The following is a 17,976-nucleotide window of genomic DNA, read 5'->3' on the forward strand; positions in this document are numbered from 1 at the left end:
GACGCGCCGCGCGCGGGCGCGGTTCCGCTGTTTCCGGGGGGCGCGTCTCAAGCCCCTCCGGCGATCGAGGAGCGGGGGGGCGGGGGCAGCGCCCCCGGAACGGCAGCGCCCCCGGAACTACGTCAGCGGATACGACTTCCGCCCCGACGCCTCGTCGATCTCGTCGTGCGCCTTGGTCAGCAGTTTCATCGCCAGTTCGTTGAGCGCCCTGGCCCCCGCGATCTCCTCGCCGACCCGCTGCTGGTCGGCGTCCGAGGGGTGGCGGCTGGCGTAGCCGTGGGCGCGTACCTCTGTTCCGTCGGAGAGGCGGACGAGCGCCGCCGCGCGCGTGCGGTGGGCGTCCTCCTCGAATTCGAGGTCGATGTGCCATCCGACAGCGATCCTGGTCATGACGGTCACCTCCGGGACCGGGCGGGAACGGGACGGCTCCGGGCCGTCTCCTACCAGCGTGCGCCCGCCGCCGGGTCCGCGCTCGCCGGGCCAGGCAGCATCAGCCCCCAGGCGCCCGCCCGGACGGTCCAGGTCCGGGTCCGCACCGGCCCCCCGGTCTGTATGTCCGCCCGGTAGCGGAAGTCCGCGCCGGAGACCGTGACGGCCTTGGCCTCCGCCGTCACGTCCTCGCCGGAACGGGTGCGGACGACGACGTCGGCGAGGCCCCCGCCGCCCTGGGAGGTCACCGAGAGGCCCCGGACGGGCGTGTCCAGGTCGCTCAGCAGCACCCCATCCGCCTCGATGCGCAGGCGGTGCGTGCCCGGGTTCGTCGTGGCGGCGACCGGGGCCGGGCGGACCAGGGAGGTCACCAGCGAGCGGCAGGTGTCCCAGACGGTCGTGGCACCCGTGTGCGGGGTCCCGGAGCCGGGCGGCGGGGGTGGCTGGGCCGGGATGCGCAGGCGGCCCAGGACCACGCCGTCGCTGTCGTCGACCAGCAGGTCCAGGCGGCGCACCGCACCGTCCAGCGCGGTGCGGGCCGCCGCCACCGCGCCCCGGGGGACGCCGAGGGCGTGGGCGACCTCCAGCGCGTGCGCCGCGCCGACCGGGATCAGGGAGAGGACGCCGGCGGCCAGCTCCCGTTCGCGGTGCAGCTGGGCGACGGCGCGCAGCAGCGCATGGTCGTCACCGACGACGACGGGCCTGCGCGCACCCCGCCGGGACAGGGCCCGGGCGAACTCCTCGGGGGTGTCCGGAAGGCAGATCTTGGCGTGCGCACCGGCGCTCAGCACGTCCTTGGCGATACGGACGGACTCGCCGTCGGTCCGGCGGGCGACCGGGTCGATGACCACCAGGAGCTGGTCGTCGCCGTCGCCGGGGGGCTCTGCAGCCGACACCTCGGTCCTTCCTCGGGTAGCATCTTGGTGCAAGAGCCCCTTGCGCTATTGCGCCAGGGGCTTCGTCTATTCCGGGGCACCCGGTTCGACGGCTCAGGCTTTGCCGTACATCGTCGTACGGCAGGTACGACCTAGACGTACGCCCCCTGACCTTGGACATGCCCCGCCCGGAAGGGGTGTACGCCTGTGCCCGCACTTGTGCTGCTCGGTGCTCAGTGGGGTGACGAGGGCAAGGGGAAGGCCACCGATCTCCTCGGTGGATCCGTGGACTATGTCGTGCGATACCAGGGCGGTAACAACGCCGGTCACACGGTCGTCGTAGGCGACCAGAAGTACGCACTTCATCTCCTCCCCTCCGGAATCCTGTCGCCGGGGTGTACCCCGGTCATCGGGAACGGTGTCGTGGTCGACCCGGCGGTCCTGCTCTCCGAGCTGAGCGGTCTGAACGAGCGAGGCGTCGACACGTCCAAGCTTCTGATCAGCGGCAACGCTCATTTGATCACTCCGTACAACGTCACGCTCGACAAGGTGACCGAGCGCTTCCTCGGGAAGCGCAAGATCGGCACGACGGGCCGGGGCATCGGTCCGACGTACGCCGACAAGATCAACCGGGTGGGGATCCGCGTCCAGGACCTCTACGACGAGTCGATCCTGGAGCAGAAGGTGGAGGCGGCCCTGGAGCAGAAGAACCAGCTCCTGGCCAAGGTCTTCAACCGCCGGGCGATCGAGGCCGGCAAGGTCGTGGAGGACATGCTCCAGTACGCGGAGCAGATCAAGCCGTTCGTCGCCGACACGACCCTGATCCTGAACGAAGCCATCGACGACGGCAAGGTGGTGCTCTTCGAGGGCGGCCAGGGCACCCTGCTCGACGTCGACCACGGCACGTACCCCTTCGTCACCTCGTCGAACCCGACGGCGGGCGGAGCCTGCACCGGCGCCGGTGTCGGCCCGACGAAGATCAGCCGTGTCATCGGCATCCTCAAGGCCTATACGACGCGTGTCGGAGCCGGTCCGTTCCCGACCGAGCTGTTCGACGAGGACGGCGAGGCGCTGCGGCGCATCGGCGGCGAGCGCGGTGTCACCACCGGCCGTGACCGCCGCTGCGGCTGGTTCGACGCCCCGATCGCGCGGTACGCGACCCGGGTCAACGGCCTCACCGACTTCTTCCTCACCAAGCTCGACGTCCTCACCGGCTGGGAGCGGATCCCGGTCTGCGTGGCGTACGAGATCGACGGCAAGCGCGTCGAGGAGCTCCCGTACAACCAGACCGACTTCCACCACGCGAAGCCGATCTACGAGACCCTGCCGGGCTGGTCCGAGGACATCACCAAGGCCAAGACCTTCTCCGACCTGCCGAAGAACGCGCAGGGTTACGTGAAGGCCCTGGAGGAGATGTCGGGCGCCCCGATCTCCGCGATCGGCGTCGGCCCCGGCCGGACCGAGACGATCGAGATCAACTCGTTCCTGTAGGCGGTGCTTCGTCCGTGGGGCCCGGGATCGACATGATCCCGGGCCCCACGGCTTTCCCTGACGGACCCACACCTTGACAGGTCCAGACCAATGCGGTTTGGCTGAGGGCTCCCCCCATGTCGGCCCGCCGGAGCGCCCGGGCGTTCGGTGTGCCGCGTCGAAGGAGTGAGCAGCCCTGTCTCGCATCGATCGCTTCACGAAGTTCCTGGCCGCGCCGGCCGCTCTGGCCGCCCTCGTCACGGCGGCCCCCGCCGCCGCCTCGGCCCCCGCCGCCGAGCCCTGCGCGCCGCTCCACAGCGCCACGGCCGACTACCGCGCCGGGGACACCGTCTCCCACCACGGCCGCAACTGGAGCGCCAAGTGGTGGACCCGGGGCGAGAATCCGGGGGCGGGGTCCGCCTGGGCGGACCGGGGGGCCTGTGCGGGAGGGGTGTCCGACTTCGTCATCGGTGAGGAGGAGTTCGACGCGATCTTCCCGGAGCGCGACCCCTTCTACACCTACCAGGGCCTGATCGACGCGCTGCACGCCTACCCGCGCTTCGCCAACGTCGGTACGCCGCAGACGCGGGCCCGGGAGGCGGCGGCGTTCCTGACGCACGCGGACTTCGAGTCGGTGGGGCTCAGGTACGTCAAGGAGATCAACGAGGCCAACTACTGGCGCAAGTGCGACGACACCCAGCCCTTCGGCTGCCCGGCGGGGCGCGAGGCCTACTACGGGCGCGGGCCGATCATGTTCAGCTGGAACTTCAACTACAAGGCCGCCGGGGACGCCCTCGGGCTCGACCTGCTGAACGATCCCTGGCTGGTCGAACGGGATCCGTCCGTCGCCTGGGCCACCGCCCTCTGGTACTGGAACACCCAGAACGGTCCCGGCGCCATGACCTCGCACGACGCGATGGTCGGCGGCGCGGGCTTCGGCGAGACGATCCGCTCGCTCAACGGGGCTCTGGAGTGCGACGGCGGCAACCCGGCGTCGGTGGCCGCGCGGGTGGAGCGGTACGAGCGCATCACCGGCATCGTCGGGGTGGCGCCGGGGTCCGGGCTCACCTGCTGAGTCCGGGGCCGGGCTGTCTTTCGGCAGTCCGGAGGGGAGCGTGCGCTGTCCGCAGGGGGAGCGCACGCTGTCCGCATGCTGGGCGGGCCGGAAGATTTTACTCTGGCCGCCACCCCGGTCAGCGGGCGATCCGGATGGACTCCCTCCGGAATAGCGGCTGTTGAGAGCGCTCATGGCGCGCCGGTCGCGGGGTGTCGCGACCGCCATCGGTGGAACCCCCCTCATTCCGTGCATGGTCTAGACCTTGACAGGTCCAGACCATCCTCGCTTGAGTGTCGGGCACCCCCACAGCGGCGCACGGCCGGACGTCGCGCCGCGTCCTAGGAGTGTGATCACGTGATCCGACGTGTCATGAGCCTGCTGGTCGCGCTCGGCGCGGTCGTCGCGGCGCTCGTCGTCCTTCCCGCCGCCACCGCGCAGGCCGCCACCTGCGCCACGGCCTGGAGCTCCTCCGCCGTCTACACGAACGGCGGCGCGGTCTCGTACAACGGCCGTAACTACACGGCCAAGTGGTGGACCCAGAACGAGCGCCCGGGTTCGTCGGACGTGTGGGCCGACAAGGGCGCCTGCGGTACCGGCGGGGGCGGTGAGGACCCGGGCCAGAGCAACGGATTCGTCGTCAGCGAGGCCCAGTTCAACCAGATGTTCCCGAACCGGAACCCCTTCTACACGTACCAGGGGCTGACCGACGCCCTCAGCGCCTACCCGGCCTTCGCCAACACCGGCAGTGACGAGATCAAGAAGCGCGAGGCCGCCGCCTTCCTCGCCAACGTCAGCCACGAGACCGGCGGGCTGGTGTACATCAAGGAAGTCAACGAGGCGAACTACCCGCACTACTGCGACGCGAGCCAGCCCTACGGCTGCCCGGCCGGCCAGTCCGCGTACTACGGCAAGGGCCCCATCCAGTTGAGCTGGAACTTCAACTACAAGGCCGCCGGTGACGCGCTCGGCATCGACCTGCTGAACAACCCCTACCTGGTCGAGCAGAACGCCGCCATCGCCTGGAAGACCGGCCTCTGGTACTGGAACACCCAGTCCGGCCCCGGCACCATGACCGGCCACAACGCCATCGTCAACGGCGCCGGCTTCGGCGAGACCATCCGCTCCATCAACGGCGCGATCGAGTGCAACGGCGGCAACCCGGCCCAGGTCCAGAGCCGGATCAACAAGTTCACGCAGTTCGCCCAGGTTCTCGGCACCACCACCGGCTCGAACCTGAGCTGCTGAACCCGAGCGCGGCCCCGGCCCGCGAGGGCCCCAGAAGGACCCCACCCGAGCGGGGGGTGTGTCCGGCGCGAGCCGGAGCGCACCCCCCCGTTTCGGCGTCCGGGGGCGGTCACACCAACTGCGGCCGCACCGACATCAGCAGATGCCGGTGGGCGCCCGTGCCCGCCCCGTCCGTGATCAGCGCGCGCTGTCCGGCCCCCAGCAGAAGGAGCCGCAGCGACGGCTCCTCGAACGACGCCAGGGCGTCCGCCAGATACGCCGGGTTGAAGGCCACCGTCAGCTCCTCGGCCCCCTCCAGGGCGGCCGGGAGACGCTGGGAGGCCACGTCGTCCTCGTAGCCCGCCCGGAGCGTCACGGAGGCGTCGGCGCGGGAGAACGTCATCTGGAGCGGGCTGTCCCCGTCGGCGACGACGGAGACCCGCCTGACCGCCTCCGTCAGCGGGGCCCGGTCCACCACCGCCACGGCCGGGTCCTCCAGCGCGAACAGCTTCTCGTGGCGCGGCAGTCGGCCCTCCAGGAGCCGTACGGTGGTCCGCATGCCCGCATGCTCGAAGCCCGCCGAACCGGCGTCCAGGGCGACGCTCACCGGCCCGGGGCGGCCCAGCGAGCGGGCGATCTCGGTGAGCCGGCGGGCGGAGACGATGACGTCGGCGCTCTCGCCGGGCGCGGCCGCCTTCCACGGGACGGTCCGCACGGCGAAGCGGTAGCGGTCGGTCGCGGCCAGCGTCATCGTGTCGCCGTCGAGCCCCAGCCGGATCCCGGTGAGCGCGGGCAGGGTGTCGTCCCGCCCCGCCGCCACCGCCACATCGGCCACCGCCGCCGCGAACAGCTCCGCGTCCACCGCGCCCCGCACCTGCGGGAGCGGGGGCAGCGCCGGGTAGTCGTCCAGCGGCAGCACGGAGAGGCCGAACCGGGCCCCGTCGCCCGCGACCGTGAACCGGGAGCCCTCCACCGCGCACTCCACGGGTCCGTCGGGCAGCACCTTGCAGATGTCCAGCAGCCGCCGCCCCATGACCAGGACCTTCCCGGGCCGCAGGACCTCGGCCTCCGCGTCGATGCGTGCGGACGCCTCGTAGTCCAGCCCGGAGATCCGCAGCCGCCCGGTCCCGGTCCCGGCCCCGTCCCCGGATCCGGCTTCCGCGTCCAGCAGCAGCCCGCCCAGGACGGGGACGGGTGAGCGCACGGGCAGCACACGGGCCGCCCAGGACACGGCCTCGGTCAGGGCACTGCGTTCGATGCGGAACTCCATGGGGCGCCTTCCTCGGACGTCGAAGCCGTCAGCCGACTCCTGCGTACGACGTTAAGAGGCACCACTGACAATCGGGCGCGGCCACAGCGCGGCCCGTGCGCGGCCCTTCCGCGCAGGAGCGCGGCAACCGGCGACAGCGACCACCCCCGTGAGCCCCTGCCGCCGCGTTCCCGCGATCCCGTGTTCCGGCCTCCCCCGTCGTCCCCCGACGTTCCGGAACACGTTCGGACGATAGATCGGAGGGTAGGGGGAACGGGAGATTCAATACGCCCAGTGGGACGGCCGCAGGGGTATCGGTCCGCACAGTCAGAATGGCCGGATCACCGGCGACACGTGTGTGTCCTGGGCGGAACGGGGGACCGATGCGAGCACGGGAGCGTGCGGACGATCTTCTGCGGATGCACCGGCTGGCCCGCACCGGCGGAACGGCCGAGCTGCTGCGCTGGCTGGCCGGGCGGGCCGAGGGGTGGGCCGGGCTCGTCGGGCCGGACGGGACGGTGCTGCACGCCGCGGCCCGTACGGCGGGGGCGATGGTCCCCGATGTGGCGGGACTGGTCGCCGAGGGCGCGAGCGCCCTCACCGAGCGCGGGCTCCGGGCGTATTCCGTGGACACCGGTGCGTACACCGCCCTGCTCTTCCCCCTGGGCGTCTCCCCTGCGGGCGTCGGCGACCCCGCCGCCGACGTGCTCGCCGTCGTCACGCCCCGGCCGGTGGCCACCGGGCTCTCCATGCTGCTGGCCGACGTGGTCCTGCCGCTGTCCCTGTGCCTCCAGGCCGAGACGCTGGAGCGCAAGCGCCGCCGGGTGGACCTCGCCGAATCACGGGGCCGCGAGGCGGTGCTGCACCTGCTGATGACGGGCCAGCTCTCCATCGCCCAGCAGGTCGCCGGTGCGCTGCGCCCCCGGCTCCCCGATCCGGTGCGGGTGTGCGTCGTGGAGTGTTCCGGCGGCGGGCGCGACGAGGTGGCCCGGGTCTGCGTGGACGCGGACGGCGGCCGCTCCTGGATCGTGCGGTGCCCCGTCTACGCCCGCCACCTCATCCTGGTCATGCCCGCGGAGGAGGCGTCGGAGCCGGGTGCCGTCCCGACCGACGAGACCGTCGCCGCCCGGGTGGGCGACTGCGTGGTGGGCGTCAGCGAGCCCGTGCCGCTGGCCGACACCGCGACCGGTTACCGCCAGGCTTTCCACGCCCTGGCCGTCGCCCGCGAACTGCCCACCCGGCACGCCCGGTTCGGGGCCTCGCCGGATCCCGCGCTCGTCGTCGGACCGGCCGGCCGCCGGTGGGCGGACGAGCTGCTGAACCCGCTCCTGACCCATGTTCCGCGCCGCCCGCAGGACCCCGGGAGCCAGGAGCTGCTGGCCACGGCCGTGTCCTGGCTGGCGTTCTCGTCGCACGCGACCGACCATCTCAAGGTCCACCGCAACACCCTCGCCGCCCGGCTGCGGCTCATCGGCGAACTGCTCGGCCTCGACCTGCACCGGCTGGCCGGCCAGGCCGCCCTCGACCTGGCCCTGCGCGTCCGTTCCACCCCCGCCCCGGCGTGCGCCCCCGAACCCGCGCAGTCCGGATCACCGGCTTCCGGTACGTCGGAGGTGGCGGCCGGCCTTGACGCGATCCTGGTCCGCCCCGCCGTGCGCGAGTGGGCGGACCAGCAACTGGCCCCCGTCCTCGGGGCGGAGGAGACCCTGCGCACCTGGCTGCGGTGCGAGGGCCGCCTCGGCCCGGCCGCAGCCGAGCTGGGCATCTCCGTGCCCGGCGCCCGCAAGCGCCTCACCCGGCTCGAAACGGCGCTCCAGCGCTCGCTGCTGCGGCCCCCGAGCGCCCGCTACGACCTGTGGCTGGCGCTGAGGTCCCGGGATCTGGCGGCATCGGCCCGGGCGGCCCGGACGGACTAGGCGGCCTGGACGGGTCGGTCACCGTACGTGACCAGTACAGTGTGTTAGTTTGGTTGGGAGATGGAAGTAGCACACCGTATTGGTCGCGATCGGGGAGGGCGTCACCATGGGGCTGAGCTGGAACGACCAACGACTTGAGCGCCGCGTGAAGCCGGGCGACGGGAAGCCGCTGAAGCCCTTCCGCTGGTGGCAGATGACCCAGCGCTCGCTCCTCTCGATCGCGCTGCCGGTGGGCGGCGGGCTCTCCGCGACGTACACGGTGGAGGTCAAGCACGGCGGCGACGCCGAGACGGGAGTGGTCCGGGCGCGGCTGTACCGCGACGGGCTCTGCGAGGCCGAGTCCAAGGTCCCGGCGCGCTTCCCGGTCCCAGGCGGGCACATCGAGGTCCGCAGGGGCAGAGTGGGCATGCGCCGCTGCCACTTCGTCGCGGACGACGGCAGGGAGACGCGGCTCGTCCCCGACCCCCGCTCGGGGGAGGGGCGGCGCATGAACTTCGCCCGCGAGCATCCTCAGGCCAGCGCTCTCCTCGGGGCCGTGTCCGTGGTGCTCCTGCTGATCGGGGTCGGCCTCAATCTGCTCCAGGCCGCCCAGCCGATCTCCGAAATCCCGGCCATCGCCGAGTCGTGGGGCACCATCGAGTCGCCGCTCCGGCTGCCGGTGTGGCTCAACGTCACGCTCGGCTTCGGCGCGGCCCTCGGTGCGATCGAGCGGGCCATGCGGATGCGTTACCACTGGCTCCTGGACAGCGGAGCCGGTACCTGACGCACGCAGCGTGCGGGCGGGACCGCCCGTCTCAGATCCGGTTGTCCAGCACGAGGTCGACACCCGTGCGGAGCATGTCCAGCTCGGTGGCGATGCGCGCGTCCTCGCTCGGCAGCACCTGCTCGATCGAGACGCCGTTGACCAGCGTCAACAGGAACCGAGCCCGCCGCGTGGTGTCCCCGGCGGGTAGCGCCCCCTCCTCGACCAGCGCGTTCAGGCACTCCTCGACCCGGCGCGTCACCTCGCGCTGCATCGCCTGGTACTCCGACCGCATCGCCTGGGTGGGCTCCGAGGCGATGTACCGCTCGTGCACCGTCAGCCACGCCTCACGCGCGCCTCGGGCGCTGTCCTGCGGTACGAGCAAGCCCTGTACACAGCCGAGCAGGCGGTCACGTGGAGGGATGGACGTGTCCCGGAAGCTCTCCTCCGGCAGGACGAGATCGAAGACGACCTTCAACATGGCGTCCATGAGAGCGCCTTGCGTGGGGAAGTGGTGCCGCAGCGATCCAGTGCTCACCCCCGCCCGCTCGGCGACGGCGCGCACGCTCAGCGCGGCCCCCGCGCCTTCGCCCAGCATCGTCGAGGCGGCCCACAGGATCCGGTCCCGGCTCTTGAGCCCCTCGGGCGGCGTCGGGTGCGCCGGTTCCGGCGCGGTGTCACCAGCACGCTGTACTGCCATGACGCCGACGCTAACACGCCCGCCACCAGCGCATACGGCAGGACCCCCGGCTCCCGTCAGCGGGGAAGCGGCGGTCCGTCGGGGGTGAGCTCGGCTCACTCCGCCCAGGTGACGAACGCCGACCAGGCGTCGGGCGCGACGGCGAAGACGGGCCCGTCGGCGACCTTGGAGTCACGGACGTGGACGGAGTGGGGGCAGGCGGCGACCTCGACGCAGTCGCCGCCGCTGGAGCTGCTGTGGGAGGACTTCCGCCAGTCGAAGGCGACCTCGATGCACTCGCCGCCGCTGCCGCTGCTGTAGCTCGACTTGAACCACCGGAGGGTGCTGCTCATTCCGTCACTCCTGCCAACCGCTTGATGAGGTCCAGCGATTCACGAGGACCCAGGGCCTGTGACCGGATCTTCGCATAGCGCTGAGCGTAGACGCTCACCTTCGCCGGGTCACTGATCAGGATGCTCTCGTCCTGCGGCTCCAGGTAGACGAGGCGTTCGTGCTCCGGGGTCTCCAGCAGGCTCATCGAGCCGCGATCTCCCGCGTACTCCCCGTGCTTCCCCACGTCCAGCGGCAGCACCAGCAGCGTGACATTACGCCGCCGGGCGCACTCCACGAGATGGAGCAACTGCTCCCGCATGATCTCCTCACTGCCGATGACGCGCCGCAGAACCGCCTCATCGATGATGATCTCGATCATCGGGAGCGGGTCGCGATCGAAGAGGGCCGTGCGGGCCATCCGGAGCTGAACCAGCTCTTCCACACGCTGGTCGGGGAGCGGGGGGAATGAGCCCCCGATGAGCGCCCGCGCGTACGCCTCCGTCTGGAACAGCCCGTGGACGACGTTCGCGGCGAACAACTGGAGGCTGAGGGCGGCCTCCTCCAGCAGCGCGTAGTCCTGGAACTGCTCGGGCAGCCGCTCCATCCGCATGTACTTCCGTGCCGTCTCGAAGACGGGCGTGCCGTTGCCGTGCACCCGTTGCAGCTCGACGAGCATCGCGTCGCTGGCGGGCTGGGCACACGTCTCCATCGCAACTGATCGCCGCCGCCGAGTAGCCGATCTCCTTGCCTTGCTGCTCCTGGGTCCACCCGCGCTGGATACGGAGCGTCCGGGCCATCTCGGCCACCATCCGGGCCATCGGGCTCGCGGTTTCCTTGTTCTCAGCACTCGCCATTACGCGATCTCTTTTCGACTCGACCGAACTCAACCGGTCACTACTCGATGCCATCGAACTCAACGCGGCTCCAGCGAAGTTCGTGCAGGTCAACGGCTTTGCGACGCACCTCAGCAGACAGGGATAACGCTAGGTGATCAGGGTCACAATCATCCCGTGAACGCAACTAATGGCGGTGTGACGGCGGGCTGGATTCCGGAGTACGGATTTCATCTCCGCAAGGCGGGCGTGCAATTCGACGCGGTCCGCGTGGACGGTGACGCCGGGCGGCGGCTGGCCGATCTGATGGAGGAGCTGGTCGGGGGTGAACCGGGGCCCGTCGTCAGCGAGTCGAACGGCCGACGCGGGGTCTACTTCCTCGTGCCGCCCGGGTCGACGGCGGGGCGGCCGTGGCCGCGTGAGGTGACGACGCTCAACTCCGCTACAGGCCGGATCAGTTACGTACCGGTACCGGCGCTCGGAGGTGACACGTGGCCGCTGATGTGGCGGTACCCGCCGACGCGTGCTGGGCGGTTCGTGCACACGTTGATTCTGTTCAACGCGGCGTATGCGTTACTGAGTTGAGCGTCCGGGGTCGGTTGTGGAAGGCCATGGTTGACACTTGTTGCTTGCACATGCAAGAGTCTGTGACGTGAGGGCGGCGCGGATCGGTGCTGGCACTCAATTGCATGTACGTGCAAGCATCAGTCAAGCGCACTCCATGGAAGGACCTCCCATGCACTGGCTCTACCTCGCCGTCGCCGTCGCCTTCGAAATCCTGGTCGCCATCGCCGCCGGAAAGGCCGAGGGCTTCAAGAACCGCAAGTGGACGTCCATCACCCTGGCCGGCGGTGCGGCCGCGACCTTCTTCCTCAGCAAGGCGTTGCTGACCTTCGACGTCGGTGTCGGCTACGCCCTGTGGACGTCGGTCGCGGGGGTCGGCATCACCGTGCTCGGTGCGCTGTTCTTCGGTCAGCGCCTGAACTGGCACAAGGCGGTCGGCATCGTGCTCGTCATCGGCGGGGTCGTCGGGCTGCAACTGAGCGGTTCCGCCTGATCCGCACATCGCGCAACGCACCCGCGCACAGCACCTGACGACTTCCCGAGAAAGGCTCCTTTCCCATGCCTGACGCTGGCAAGAACTCCACCGCCGCCAATAACTCCTCCACCAACGCCTGGCTCTCGCTCCTGCTCGCCGGAGTCTTCGAGATCGGGTACGCCCTCGCCGTGGGCGGCAGCGAAGGCTTCACCGTCCTCACCTGGTCCCTCGTCGCCGTGGTCTTCTTCCTGCTGACGCTCTACGCGCTGAGCCTCGCCCTCCGCACGGTCGACGTGAGCATCGGCTACGCGGTCTGGGCGGGGATCGGCGCGGTCGGCGCCGCTGTTCTCGGCCCGCTGTTCTTCGACGAGACCTTCACCGTGGCCAAGGGGGTCTGGCTGGCCGTCATCATCGTCGGCGTCATCTGGCTGAAACTCGCCGACCGCACGAAGCCCGCCGAGACGTCGGCTCCGGCCGAGCGTCTCGCGGTCCGGGCTTGACGCGCTTGACCGTTCGTCCCGCGTGGTACTGCCGCCCCCCCCTCCAGGCCCGGAGGGGGGCTCCTATGGTGCTTTGAGGAGGTCCCGGAGGTTGGCCATGTGTGCCTTCACGGCGGCGATTTCGGTGGGGTCGGGCGAGGGTCGGCCGTCTGCGGAGTGGGCGGTGCGGCAGGGGCGGCAGAGGCCGTCGGGGAGGGCTTCCGGGAGGCCGGGGCGGCCGCAGCCGGTGCACTCCACGAGGATGCGGCCGGCTGAGGACGGGGCGCTGGCTGAGGTGTCCCGGGTGGTGGGGAGCTGGGGTGGGATCTTGTCGGTGAGGCGGCGGCGGACGAAGCGGGGCGGGCAGTCGACCTGGGCGGGCAGTCCTGCGGTGAGGGCGGCGATCAGGTAGTCGGCGTTCACGCCACGGGCGAACCACTGCGCGGCCTGCGCCTCCAGGGCGGCGCAGTCGTCGGCGGACAGCGTCAGCCGGACGTCCCTGCGGCCGAGTTCGGCCAGGGCGAGGTAGGCGGGGGAGGGGGCCACCGTAGGGGCTGTCGGCGGGACCGTCCGGGCTGAGGGGGTCGCCGGAGTCGTCGCCGGTGCCGGTGCCGGACTCGTGGGCTCGGGCGCGGTGCGCTGCTGCGGTGCGGCGGCGCGGGCCGGAGCGTTCGGCGCTGAGGCGGGCGGGGACGGGGCGGTCGGCGCCGCATGGGCGTTCCGGGAGGCGTCCTCGGTGGCGAGGTAGGTGTTCCACCACTCGTTGTCACGGGCGGTCCGGGACCAGAACGTGCGGAAGGCCCAGCGTGTCTCGTCGCCCGCGCCGACAGCACACCGTACGCGCCGCAGGTGCCCGGCGACGGACAGGGCGTTGAGGGCCGTGGAGACGGCCTGCTGCCCGTACAGCGGGAGTTGCTTGGCCAGTTGCTTGATGCTCATCGCAGCCCCGTCGGGGAGATGGTCGACGAATCCGGCGACGTACCGCTCGCGGGTCGGCAGCGAGGCGAAGTCGTCCCGCGTGCGGGGTTGTTGGCCGGGCGCGGAGCGTTTGCCGTAGCCGGGCTTGGCCATCGGGTACACGGCCGGGACTGCGGGGGCGGACAGGGCGGAGCTAAAGTGCTGGGTAACCATGGGATCGGCTTTCTAGGTGATCGATCTTGTGGTGAGACCCCGGCCTGGTGCTGTAACACCGCGTCGGGGTCGTTTGGTTCTCGCACCGTAAGCGGCCGTCACGCTGCGCCGCAAGCTGTCACGATTAGTCATACTGGCTGGCCGTGACGGGGTAGGGAGGTGAGGGTGGCTTTCCCAACCCCCTTCTTTTTCCTCCCGGTTGAGGAAGGCGCTCGTGTCCCGGGGCTCGTATCCCGGCACCCGGGTCCCGGCACCCGGGCTTCGGGCCCGGAGCCCACGCACGTACCCCCGCACGAGTGAACGCCGCGCTCCGGCGCTCGTGTCCTGAGCGCCGGGCTTCGGGCGTCGGGGCGGACGGCCTGATCGCGTCAGGCGGCGCCGCGCAGCGCCTGCACCGCTCGGGCGAGCTGGTCGTCGGCGCTCGCGGTGTCGAGGGCCGAACCGAGGACGTCGGCGTAGGTGGCGCGGGCGTCCTGGTAGTGCTTGCGGCCCTCGTCGGTGATGACGGCGTAGACGCCGCGCTTGTCGTCGGCGCAGGTGTCCTTGTAGGCGTATCCGGCGCTCTCCAGCCGCCCGACCAGCCGGGTCACCGAGCTCTGTCCCAGGCCGATGCGGTCCGCGAGCTCCTGCATCCGGTGTTCGCCCTTCTCGGCCCGGGTGAGGACCTCCAGGGCCCGGTACTCGGACAGGCCGACGCCGAAGCGGCGTTGCAGGGCGTGCGCGAGCTGCCGCTCCACGAACGTGTGCAGACCGAGGACGGAGTCCCACATGGCCTGATCGGAGGCGGCGCGGGGCTGCGGGATCGTCATGGAAGGGCTCCCCGTGTCGACGGCGCGGAACAATAATATACATGTCCATGCAATCATTTGGGGGGTCAAGCCTAGGGGTGCGGGGTGGTGATGCGGCCGATCGCCTCGACCGTGAGGGCGCGCTCGTGGGGCTCGGTCTCCAGGGCGCGGTGGATGGACAGGCCCTCGATGAGCGCGTCGAGCTGGCGGGCGGTGGCCGGGTCGAAGTGCCATTCCAGGGCCCGGCGGCTGCGGCCCATCCAGGTTCGGGTGAGTTCGCGGTAGGCGGGCCGGCGGGCGGCGAGGGTGTACAGCTCGTGGGTGAGGATCAGCTCGCGCTGGTTGCCGCCCGAGAGGTGGTGGACGAGGTCGGCGACGGCCTCGCGCGCCTCGTCGGGGGTGGTCGCCGCACCGAGGCGCTCCTCGAAGACGGCGACGATCGTCCCGGAGAACCGGGTGAACGCCTCGTGCAGCAACTCGTCCATGCCGGAGAAGTGGTACGTCATCGAGCCCAGGGGCACGCCCGCGCGGGTGGCGACCTTGCGGTGCGAGACGCCCGCGACGCCCTCGTCGACGATGAGGTCGAGCGCCGCGTCGATGATGCGGTCCCGCCGCTCGGGGTCGGTGCGCCCTGTCGCCACGCGTGCCTCCTCGGCGTCGGTCGGTTCTGGTCTCGGCCCCGGTCGGCCCGGTCTGCCCGTGTCTCCGCGCAGCATAGAACGGGGGAGGGGAGTGTACGGGCGTACGCTCGTACCCCATGAAGAACGCACAGGTCGTGGACGCCGCCACGCGCCGATGGCGCGCGGCCCTCTTTCTCTTCATGCTCGCCACCGGGGTGAGCATGGCCTCCTGGGTGGCCAGGACCCCCGCCGTACGGGACGCGTTGGACGTGTCCACGGGGTCGATGGGCCTGGTGCTGTTCGGGCTCTCGATCGGCTCCATGGCGGGCGTGCTGGTCTCCGGCGGCCTCGTGCGCAAGCACGGTGGACGGCTGGTGATCACGGTCGGTGCGGCGCTGCTCGTCGCCGGGCTGCTGGTGATCGCCGGGGGCGCGGCGCTGGAGGGGTCCGGCGGGGTCTTCGGCGGACTGGCGCTGTTCGGGGCCGGGATGGGGCTCGCGGAGGTGGCGTTCAACATCGAGGGCGCCGCCGTGGAGCGGAGCGTGGGGCGCCCGGTCCTGCCGGTGCTGCACGGCTGCTTCAGCCTGGGGACCGTGGTCGGCGCGCTGCTCGGGATGGGACTTACGGCGGCCCGCTTCCCGGTGGGCTGGCACCTGGCGGCAGTCGCGCTCGCGGTCGCGGCGGCCGGGTTCTGGACCGTGCGGGCGGTGCCGGCGGGGACGGGACGCGAGGAGCCGGGCGCCGGGGGCGAGGGCGCGGGGCGGACCGGGGGAGTCCGCGGGCACCTGGCCGTCTGGCGTGACCGGCGGCTGGTGCTGATCGGCCTGATCGTGCTGGCCATGGCCTTCGCGGAGGGCTCCGCCAACGACTGGCTGCCGCTGCTGATGGTGGACGGCCACGGGACGGGGGCGACGGCCGGTTCGCTGACCTTCATGCTGTTCGCGGTGGCGATGACGACGGGCCGGTTCACGGGCGGGCCGCTGCTGGTGCGGTACGGCCCTGCGGCCGTGGTCCGGGCCAGCGCGGTGGTGGCGGCGGTCGGCGTGGCGGTGGTGGTCTTCTCCTCCAGCGCGCTGCTGGCCGGGGCGGCGGTGGTGCTGTGGGGCCTCGGTGCCTCGCTGGGCTTCCCGGTCACGATCTCGGCGGCGGGGGAGGGCGCGAAGCCGGGGGACGCCTCGGCCCGGGTCGCGGCGGTGTCGACGGCGGGCTACGCCGCGTTCCTGGTCGGACCGCCGTCGCTGGGCTTCCTGGCCGACCATGTGGGGCTGCGGAACGCGATGGTGGTGGTGCTCGTGCTGCTGGGCGGCGCGGCGCTGATCACGGGGGCGCTGCGGCGACCGGGTACCCAGGCGTCCGAAGTGTCCCCCGCTCAGTCCGACTTGGTGTAGATCAGGCTCTCGCCCGTGCCGGTCGTGGTGCGGCGCAGAGTGCCGTCCGGGAGCAGGGTCAGCTCGGTGGGCTTGCCGGGCGTGCAGGAGGCGGCCGGGCTCCCGGAGGACACCGTGGAGGGGCCGACGCGGACCGGGCCGTCCCCGGCGGGGCTGTCGGCGAGCGGGGCGCTGAACTCGCAGTGGTACGTGGACCCGGAGGCGAGGGGCCCTTCGGCGGTGAGGGCGAGGACCTGGTCGCCGACGTCGCCCTGCCGGATGGTCAACGTCCGGGTGGAGGAGCCCTGTTCGCCGGGGATGGAGCCGGACCAGGTGCCGAGGAACCCTTCGGGTACGGCCCCTTGGCCGCCGCCCTGCTGCCCCTTGCCGACGCTGCCCGCGTCGGCGGAGCCGGAAGGGCCGGGGGAGGCGGTCGTGCCCGGCCCGTCGCCCTTCATGAACGCGTACACGGACCCGCCCGCCCCTGTCGCCACGACCACGGCGACGGCTATGAGCGCGACGGTGGCCCCGGTGGCGCGGCGTTCCCGGGCGGGCGGGGGAGGCGTGGGCGCGAAGTGGGCCGGGGGTATGGGGGTGGCGGGGCAGGCGGGCTGGGTGGGTTGTGCGGGCGGTGGGGGCCATGGAGGGCTTGCGAGGGTGCGTGGTCCCGAGGGCGACACGGCTGATCCGGTTGACCTCTGGGGCCCTCCCGGCCTCTGCGGCCCTCCCGGCCTGCCCGGCTCCTCCGGCCTCTGCGGTCCATCCGGACTGCGCGGCCCTTCCGGACTGCGCGGACCCCGCGGCTCCTCCGGGTCTTCCGCGTCGAGCAACCCCACTGCCTGGCGGCCGAGTTCGGCGAGGAGGGTGGCGGGCAGCCAGGGCTCGGCCGCGTCCGCCTCGCCCAGGCGGGCCAGGATCTCGTCGGTACCGGGGCGGGCCGCCGGGTCCTTCGCCAGGCAGTCCCGGACGACGCCGGCCAGCTCCTCCGGGACCCCGGTCAGGTCCGGGTCCTCCTGGGCGATCCGGAACATCAGGGCATGGACCCCGCCGCTCTCCGCCGTACCGAAAGGCAGCCCGCCCGACGCGGCGTACGCGAGGACGGAGCCGAGGCAGAACACGTCGCACGCGGTGGTCACGCGCTCGCCGCGCACCTGCTCCGGGGCCATGAATCCGGGCGAGCCGACCAGGACCCCGGTGCGGGTCAGATCGCCGTCGGCCACGGACTCCAGGGCGCGGGCGATGCCGAAGTCGATGACCCGGGGGCCGTCGATGGTCATCAGGACGTTGGAGGGCTTCAGGTCCCGGTGGATGAGCCCGGCACCGTGGATGTGCTGGAGGGCGTGGGCGAGCCCGGACCCCAGGAACCGTACGGAGCGGGCCGGCAGTGGCCCGTACGCCCCCGAGGCCGTGACCGGGGCGCCGGGGCGGCCCGAGACGATGCGCTGGAGGGAGGGCCCGGCGACGTAACCGGTGGCGACCCAGGGGACGGGGGCCTCGGTGTCGGAGTCCAGCACCGGTGCGGTCCACGCGCCGCCGACCCGGTGCGCGGCGTTCACCTCCTGGCGGAAGCGGGCGCGGAACTCGGGGCGTTCGGCGAGCTCGCGGCGGACGAGCTTGAGGGCGACGGTGCGGCCGCGGTCGGAGCGGGCGAGGAAGACCTGGCCCATGCCGCCTTCGCCGAGGCGGCCGAGGAGCCGGTACGCGCCGATACGGTGCGGGTCGTCGGGCCCGAGCTTGTCCATGGT

General features: G+C 71.9%; 18 protein-coding genes and 1 pseudogene. 9 read left to right on the plus strand and 10 right to left on the minus strand.

Features of this window, described 5'->3' with window-relative positions; all coding sequences use genetic code 11:
• Positions 1 to 117 precede the first annotated feature (117 nt).
• Together RNL97_RS17770 and RNL97_RS17775 are read right to left on the minus strand one after the other, a co-directional pair.
• Positions 118 to 390 (minus strand): DUF1876 domain-containing protein, encoded by a 273-nt coding sequence (locus RNL97_RS17770; protein WP_030578653.1) that lies wholly within the window; start codon positions 388 to 390, stop codon positions 118 to 120.
• Positions 391 to 440: 50 nt separating this feature from the next.
• A complete protein-coding gene (locus RNL97_RS17775) occupies positions 441 to 1,325 on the minus strand; it encodes a diacylglycerol kinase family protein (protein ID WP_030578650.1) in 885 nt (294 codons plus the stop codon).
• A gap of 186 nt (positions 1,326 to 1,511) precedes the next feature.
• Between RNL97_RS17775 and RNL97_RS17780 the strand changes: the two genes are divergently transcribed.
• The 3 genes from RNL97_RS17780 (at position 1,512) to RNL97_RS17790 (ending at position 5,076) form a co-directional block, all read left to right on the plus strand.
• Positions 1,512 to 2,795: an adenylosuccinate synthase gene (locus RNL97_RS17780; RefSeq protein ID WP_026237801.1), complete on the plus strand. Its 1,284-nt coding sequence runs from the start codon at positions 1,512 to 1,514 to the stop codon at positions 2,793 to 2,795.
• 175 nt (positions 2,796 to 2,970) lie between these two features.
• The gene (locus tag RNL97_RS17785) at positions 2,971 to 3,849 is read left to right on the plus strand and encodes a glycoside hydrolase family 19 protein (protein WP_199814165.1); all 879 of its coding nucleotides are present in this window, start codon (positions 2,971 to 2,973) and stop codon (positions 3,847 to 3,849) included.
• A 336-nt stretch (positions 3,850 to 4,185) separates the two neighbouring features.
• Entirely contained in the window at positions 4,186 to 5,076 is an 891-nt protein-coding gene (locus RNL97_RS17790) for a glycoside hydrolase family 19 protein (protein WP_030578644.1), read from the plus strand.
• A 109-nt stretch (positions 5,077 to 5,185) separates the two neighbouring features.
• Here RNL97_RS17790 and dnaN read toward each other — a convergent pair whose 3' ends face one another.
• Positions 5,186 to 6,325, minus strand: coding sequence for a DNA polymerase III subunit beta (gene dnaN / locus RNL97_RS17795; RefSeq protein ID WP_313750932.1), 1,140 nt, complete (start codon positions 6,323 to 6,325; stop codon positions 5,186 to 5,188).
• Between the two features lie 398 nt (positions 6,326 to 6,723).
• Here dnaN and RNL97_RS17800 point away from each other — a divergent pair, with 398 nt between their 5' ends.
• Together RNL97_RS17800 and RNL97_RS17805 are read left to right on the plus strand one after the other, a co-directional pair.
• Complete coding sequence (locus tag RNL97_RS17800; RefSeq protein ID WP_313751641.1) at positions 6,724 to 8,220, plus strand: helix-turn-helix domain-containing protein; 1,497 nt, start codon at positions 6,724 to 6,726, stop codon at positions 8,218 to 8,220.
• Positions 8,221 to 8,299: 79 nt separating this feature from the next.
• Entirely contained in the window at positions 8,300 to 8,983 is a 684-nt protein-coding gene (locus tag RNL97_RS17805) for a hypothetical protein (RefSeq protein WP_313750933.1), read from the plus strand.
• 31 nt (positions 8,984 to 9,014) lie between these two features.
• Here RNL97_RS17805 and RNL97_RS17810 read toward each other — a convergent pair whose 3' ends face one another.
• From RNL97_RS17810 to RNL97_RS17820, 3 genes and pseudogenes are all read right to left on the minus strand, one after another.
• The gene (locus RNL97_RS17810) at positions 9,015 to 9,662 is read right to left on the minus strand and encodes a TetR/AcrR family transcriptional regulator (protein WP_030578633.1); all 648 of its coding nucleotides are present in this window, start codon (positions 9,660 to 9,662) and stop codon (positions 9,015 to 9,017) included.
• Between the two features lie 95 nt (positions 9,663 to 9,757).
• Entirely contained in the window at positions 9,758 to 9,994 is a 237-nt protein-coding gene (locus RNL97_RS17815; RefSeq protein ID WP_243314578.1) for a DUF397 domain-containing protein, read from the minus strand.
• Positions 9,991 to 10,828 (minus strand): annotated as a pseudogene (locus tag RNL97_RS17820) (Scr1 family TA system antitoxin-like transcriptional regulator). The gene RNL97_RS17815 and the pseudogene RNL97_RS17820 overlap by 4 nt, the downstream one beginning before the upstream one ends.
• Before the next feature lie 156 nt (positions 10,829 to 10,984).
• Here RNL97_RS17820 and RNL97_RS17825 point away from each other — a divergent pair.
• From RNL97_RS17825 to RNL97_RS17835, 3 genes are all read left to right on the plus strand, one after another.
• Positions 10,985 to 11,392 carry a hypothetical protein gene (locus tag RNL97_RS17825; protein WP_030578625.1) on the plus strand — a complete coding sequence of 136 codons (408 nt, stop codon included), beginning with the start codon at positions 10,985 to 10,987 and terminating at the stop codon, positions 11,390 to 11,392.
• Positions 11,393 to 11,543: 151 nt separating this feature from the next.
• Entirely contained in the window at positions 11,544 to 11,864 is a 321-nt protein-coding gene (locus RNL97_RS17830) for a DMT family transporter (protein ID WP_030578622.1), read from the plus strand.
• Between the two features lie 65 nt (positions 11,865 to 11,929).
• The gene (locus tag RNL97_RS17835) at positions 11,930 to 12,346 is read left to right on the plus strand and encodes a DMT family transporter (protein ID WP_030578619.1); all 417 of its coding nucleotides are present in this window, start codon (positions 11,930 to 11,932) and stop codon (positions 12,344 to 12,346) included.
• 63 nt (positions 12,347 to 12,409) lie between these two features.
• Here the strand turns inward: RNL97_RS17835 and RNL97_RS17840 are convergent, their stop codons facing one another.
• The 3 genes from RNL97_RS17840 to RNL97_RS17850 all read right to left on the minus strand — a co-directional run bounded on the left by RNL97_RS17840 (position 12,410) and on the right by RNL97_RS17850 (position 14,885).
• Positions 12,410 to 13,456, minus strand: a complete 1,047-nt coding sequence (locus tag RNL97_RS17840; RefSeq protein ID WP_243314579.1) for a MarR family transcriptional regulator — start codon at positions 13,454 to 13,456, stop codon at positions 12,410 to 12,412.
• Positions 13,457 to 13,824: 368 nt separating this feature from the next.
• Positions 13,825 to 14,265, minus strand: a complete 441-nt coding sequence (locus RNL97_RS17845; RefSeq protein WP_030578613.1) for a MarR family winged helix-turn-helix transcriptional regulator — start codon at positions 14,263 to 14,265, stop codon at positions 13,825 to 13,827.
• A 71-nt stretch (positions 14,266 to 14,336) separates the two neighbouring features.
• The gene (locus tag RNL97_RS17850) at positions 14,337 to 14,885 is read right to left on the minus strand and encodes a TetR/AcrR family transcriptional regulator (protein WP_243314581.1); all 549 of its coding nucleotides are present in this window, start codon (positions 14,883 to 14,885) and stop codon (positions 14,337 to 14,339) included.
• 116 nt (positions 14,886 to 15,001) lie between these two features.
• Here RNL97_RS17850 and RNL97_RS17855 point away from each other — a divergent pair, with 116 nt between their 5' ends.
• Positions 15,002 to 16,252, plus strand: a complete 1,251-nt coding sequence (locus RNL97_RS17855) for an MFS transporter (protein ID WP_030578607.1) — start codon at positions 15,002 to 15,004, stop codon at positions 16,250 to 16,252.
• On the opposite strand, the gene RNL97_RS17860 is transcribed toward RNL97_RS17855, so the two are convergent.
• A complete protein-coding gene (locus RNL97_RS17860; protein WP_313750935.1) occupies positions 16,234 to 17,973 on the minus strand; it encodes a serine/threonine protein kinase in 1,740 nt (579 codons plus the stop codon). The genes RNL97_RS17855 and RNL97_RS17860 overlap by 19 nt on opposite strands.
• Between the last annotated feature and the right edge of the window lie 3 nt (positions 17,974 to 17,976).

Origin of the sequence: Streptomyces parvus, assembly GCF_032121415.1 — a bacterium.
Lineage (GTDB): Bacteria > Actinomycetota > Actinomycetes > Streptomycetales > Streptomycetaceae > Streptomyces > Streptomyces globisporus_A.

Coding starts and splice junctions, on each gene's coding strand:
- RNL97_RS17770 (WP_030578653.1), bottom strand. CDS start 390: ATGACCAGGATCGCTGTCGGATGGCACATCGACCTCGAATTCGAGGAG.
- dnaN (WP_313750932.1), bottom strand. CDS start 6,325: ATGGAGTTCCGCATCGAACGCAGTGCCCTGACCGAGGCCGTGTCCTGG.
- RNL97_RS17800 (WP_313751641.1), top strand. CDS start 6,724: ATGCACCGGCTGGCCCGCACCGGCGGAACGGCCGAGCTGCTGCGCTGG.
- RNL97_RS17810 (WP_030578633.1), bottom strand. CDS start 9,662: ATGGCAGTACAGCGTGCTGGTGACACCGCGCCGGAACCGGCGCACCCG.
- RNL97_RS17815 (WP_243314578.1), bottom strand. CDS start 9,994: ATGAGCAGCACCCTCCGGTGGTTCAAGTCGAGCTACAGCAGCGGCAGC.
- RNL97_RS17830 (WP_030578622.1), top strand. CDS start 11,544: ATGCACTGGCTCTACCTCGCCGTCGCCGTCGCCTTCGAAATCCTGGTC.
- RNL97_RS17835 (WP_030578619.1), top strand. CDS start 11,930: ATGCCTGACGCTGGCAAGAACTCCACCGCCGCCAATAACTCCTCCACC.
- RNL97_RS17840 (WP_243314579.1), bottom strand. CDS start 13,456: ATGGTTACCCAGCACTTTAGCTCCGCCCTGTCCGCCCCCGCAGTCCCG.
- RNL97_RS17845 (WP_030578613.1), bottom strand. CDS start 14,265: ATGACGATCCCGCAGCCCCGCGCCGCCTCCGATCAGGCCATGTGGGAC.
- RNL97_RS17855 (WP_030578607.1), top strand. CDS start 15,002: ATGAAGAACGCACAGGTCGTGGACGCCGCCACGCGCCGATGGCGCGCG.
- RNL97_RS17860 (WP_313750935.1), bottom strand. CDS start 17,973: ATGGACAAGCTCGGGCCCGACGACCCGCACCGTATCGGCGCGTACCGG.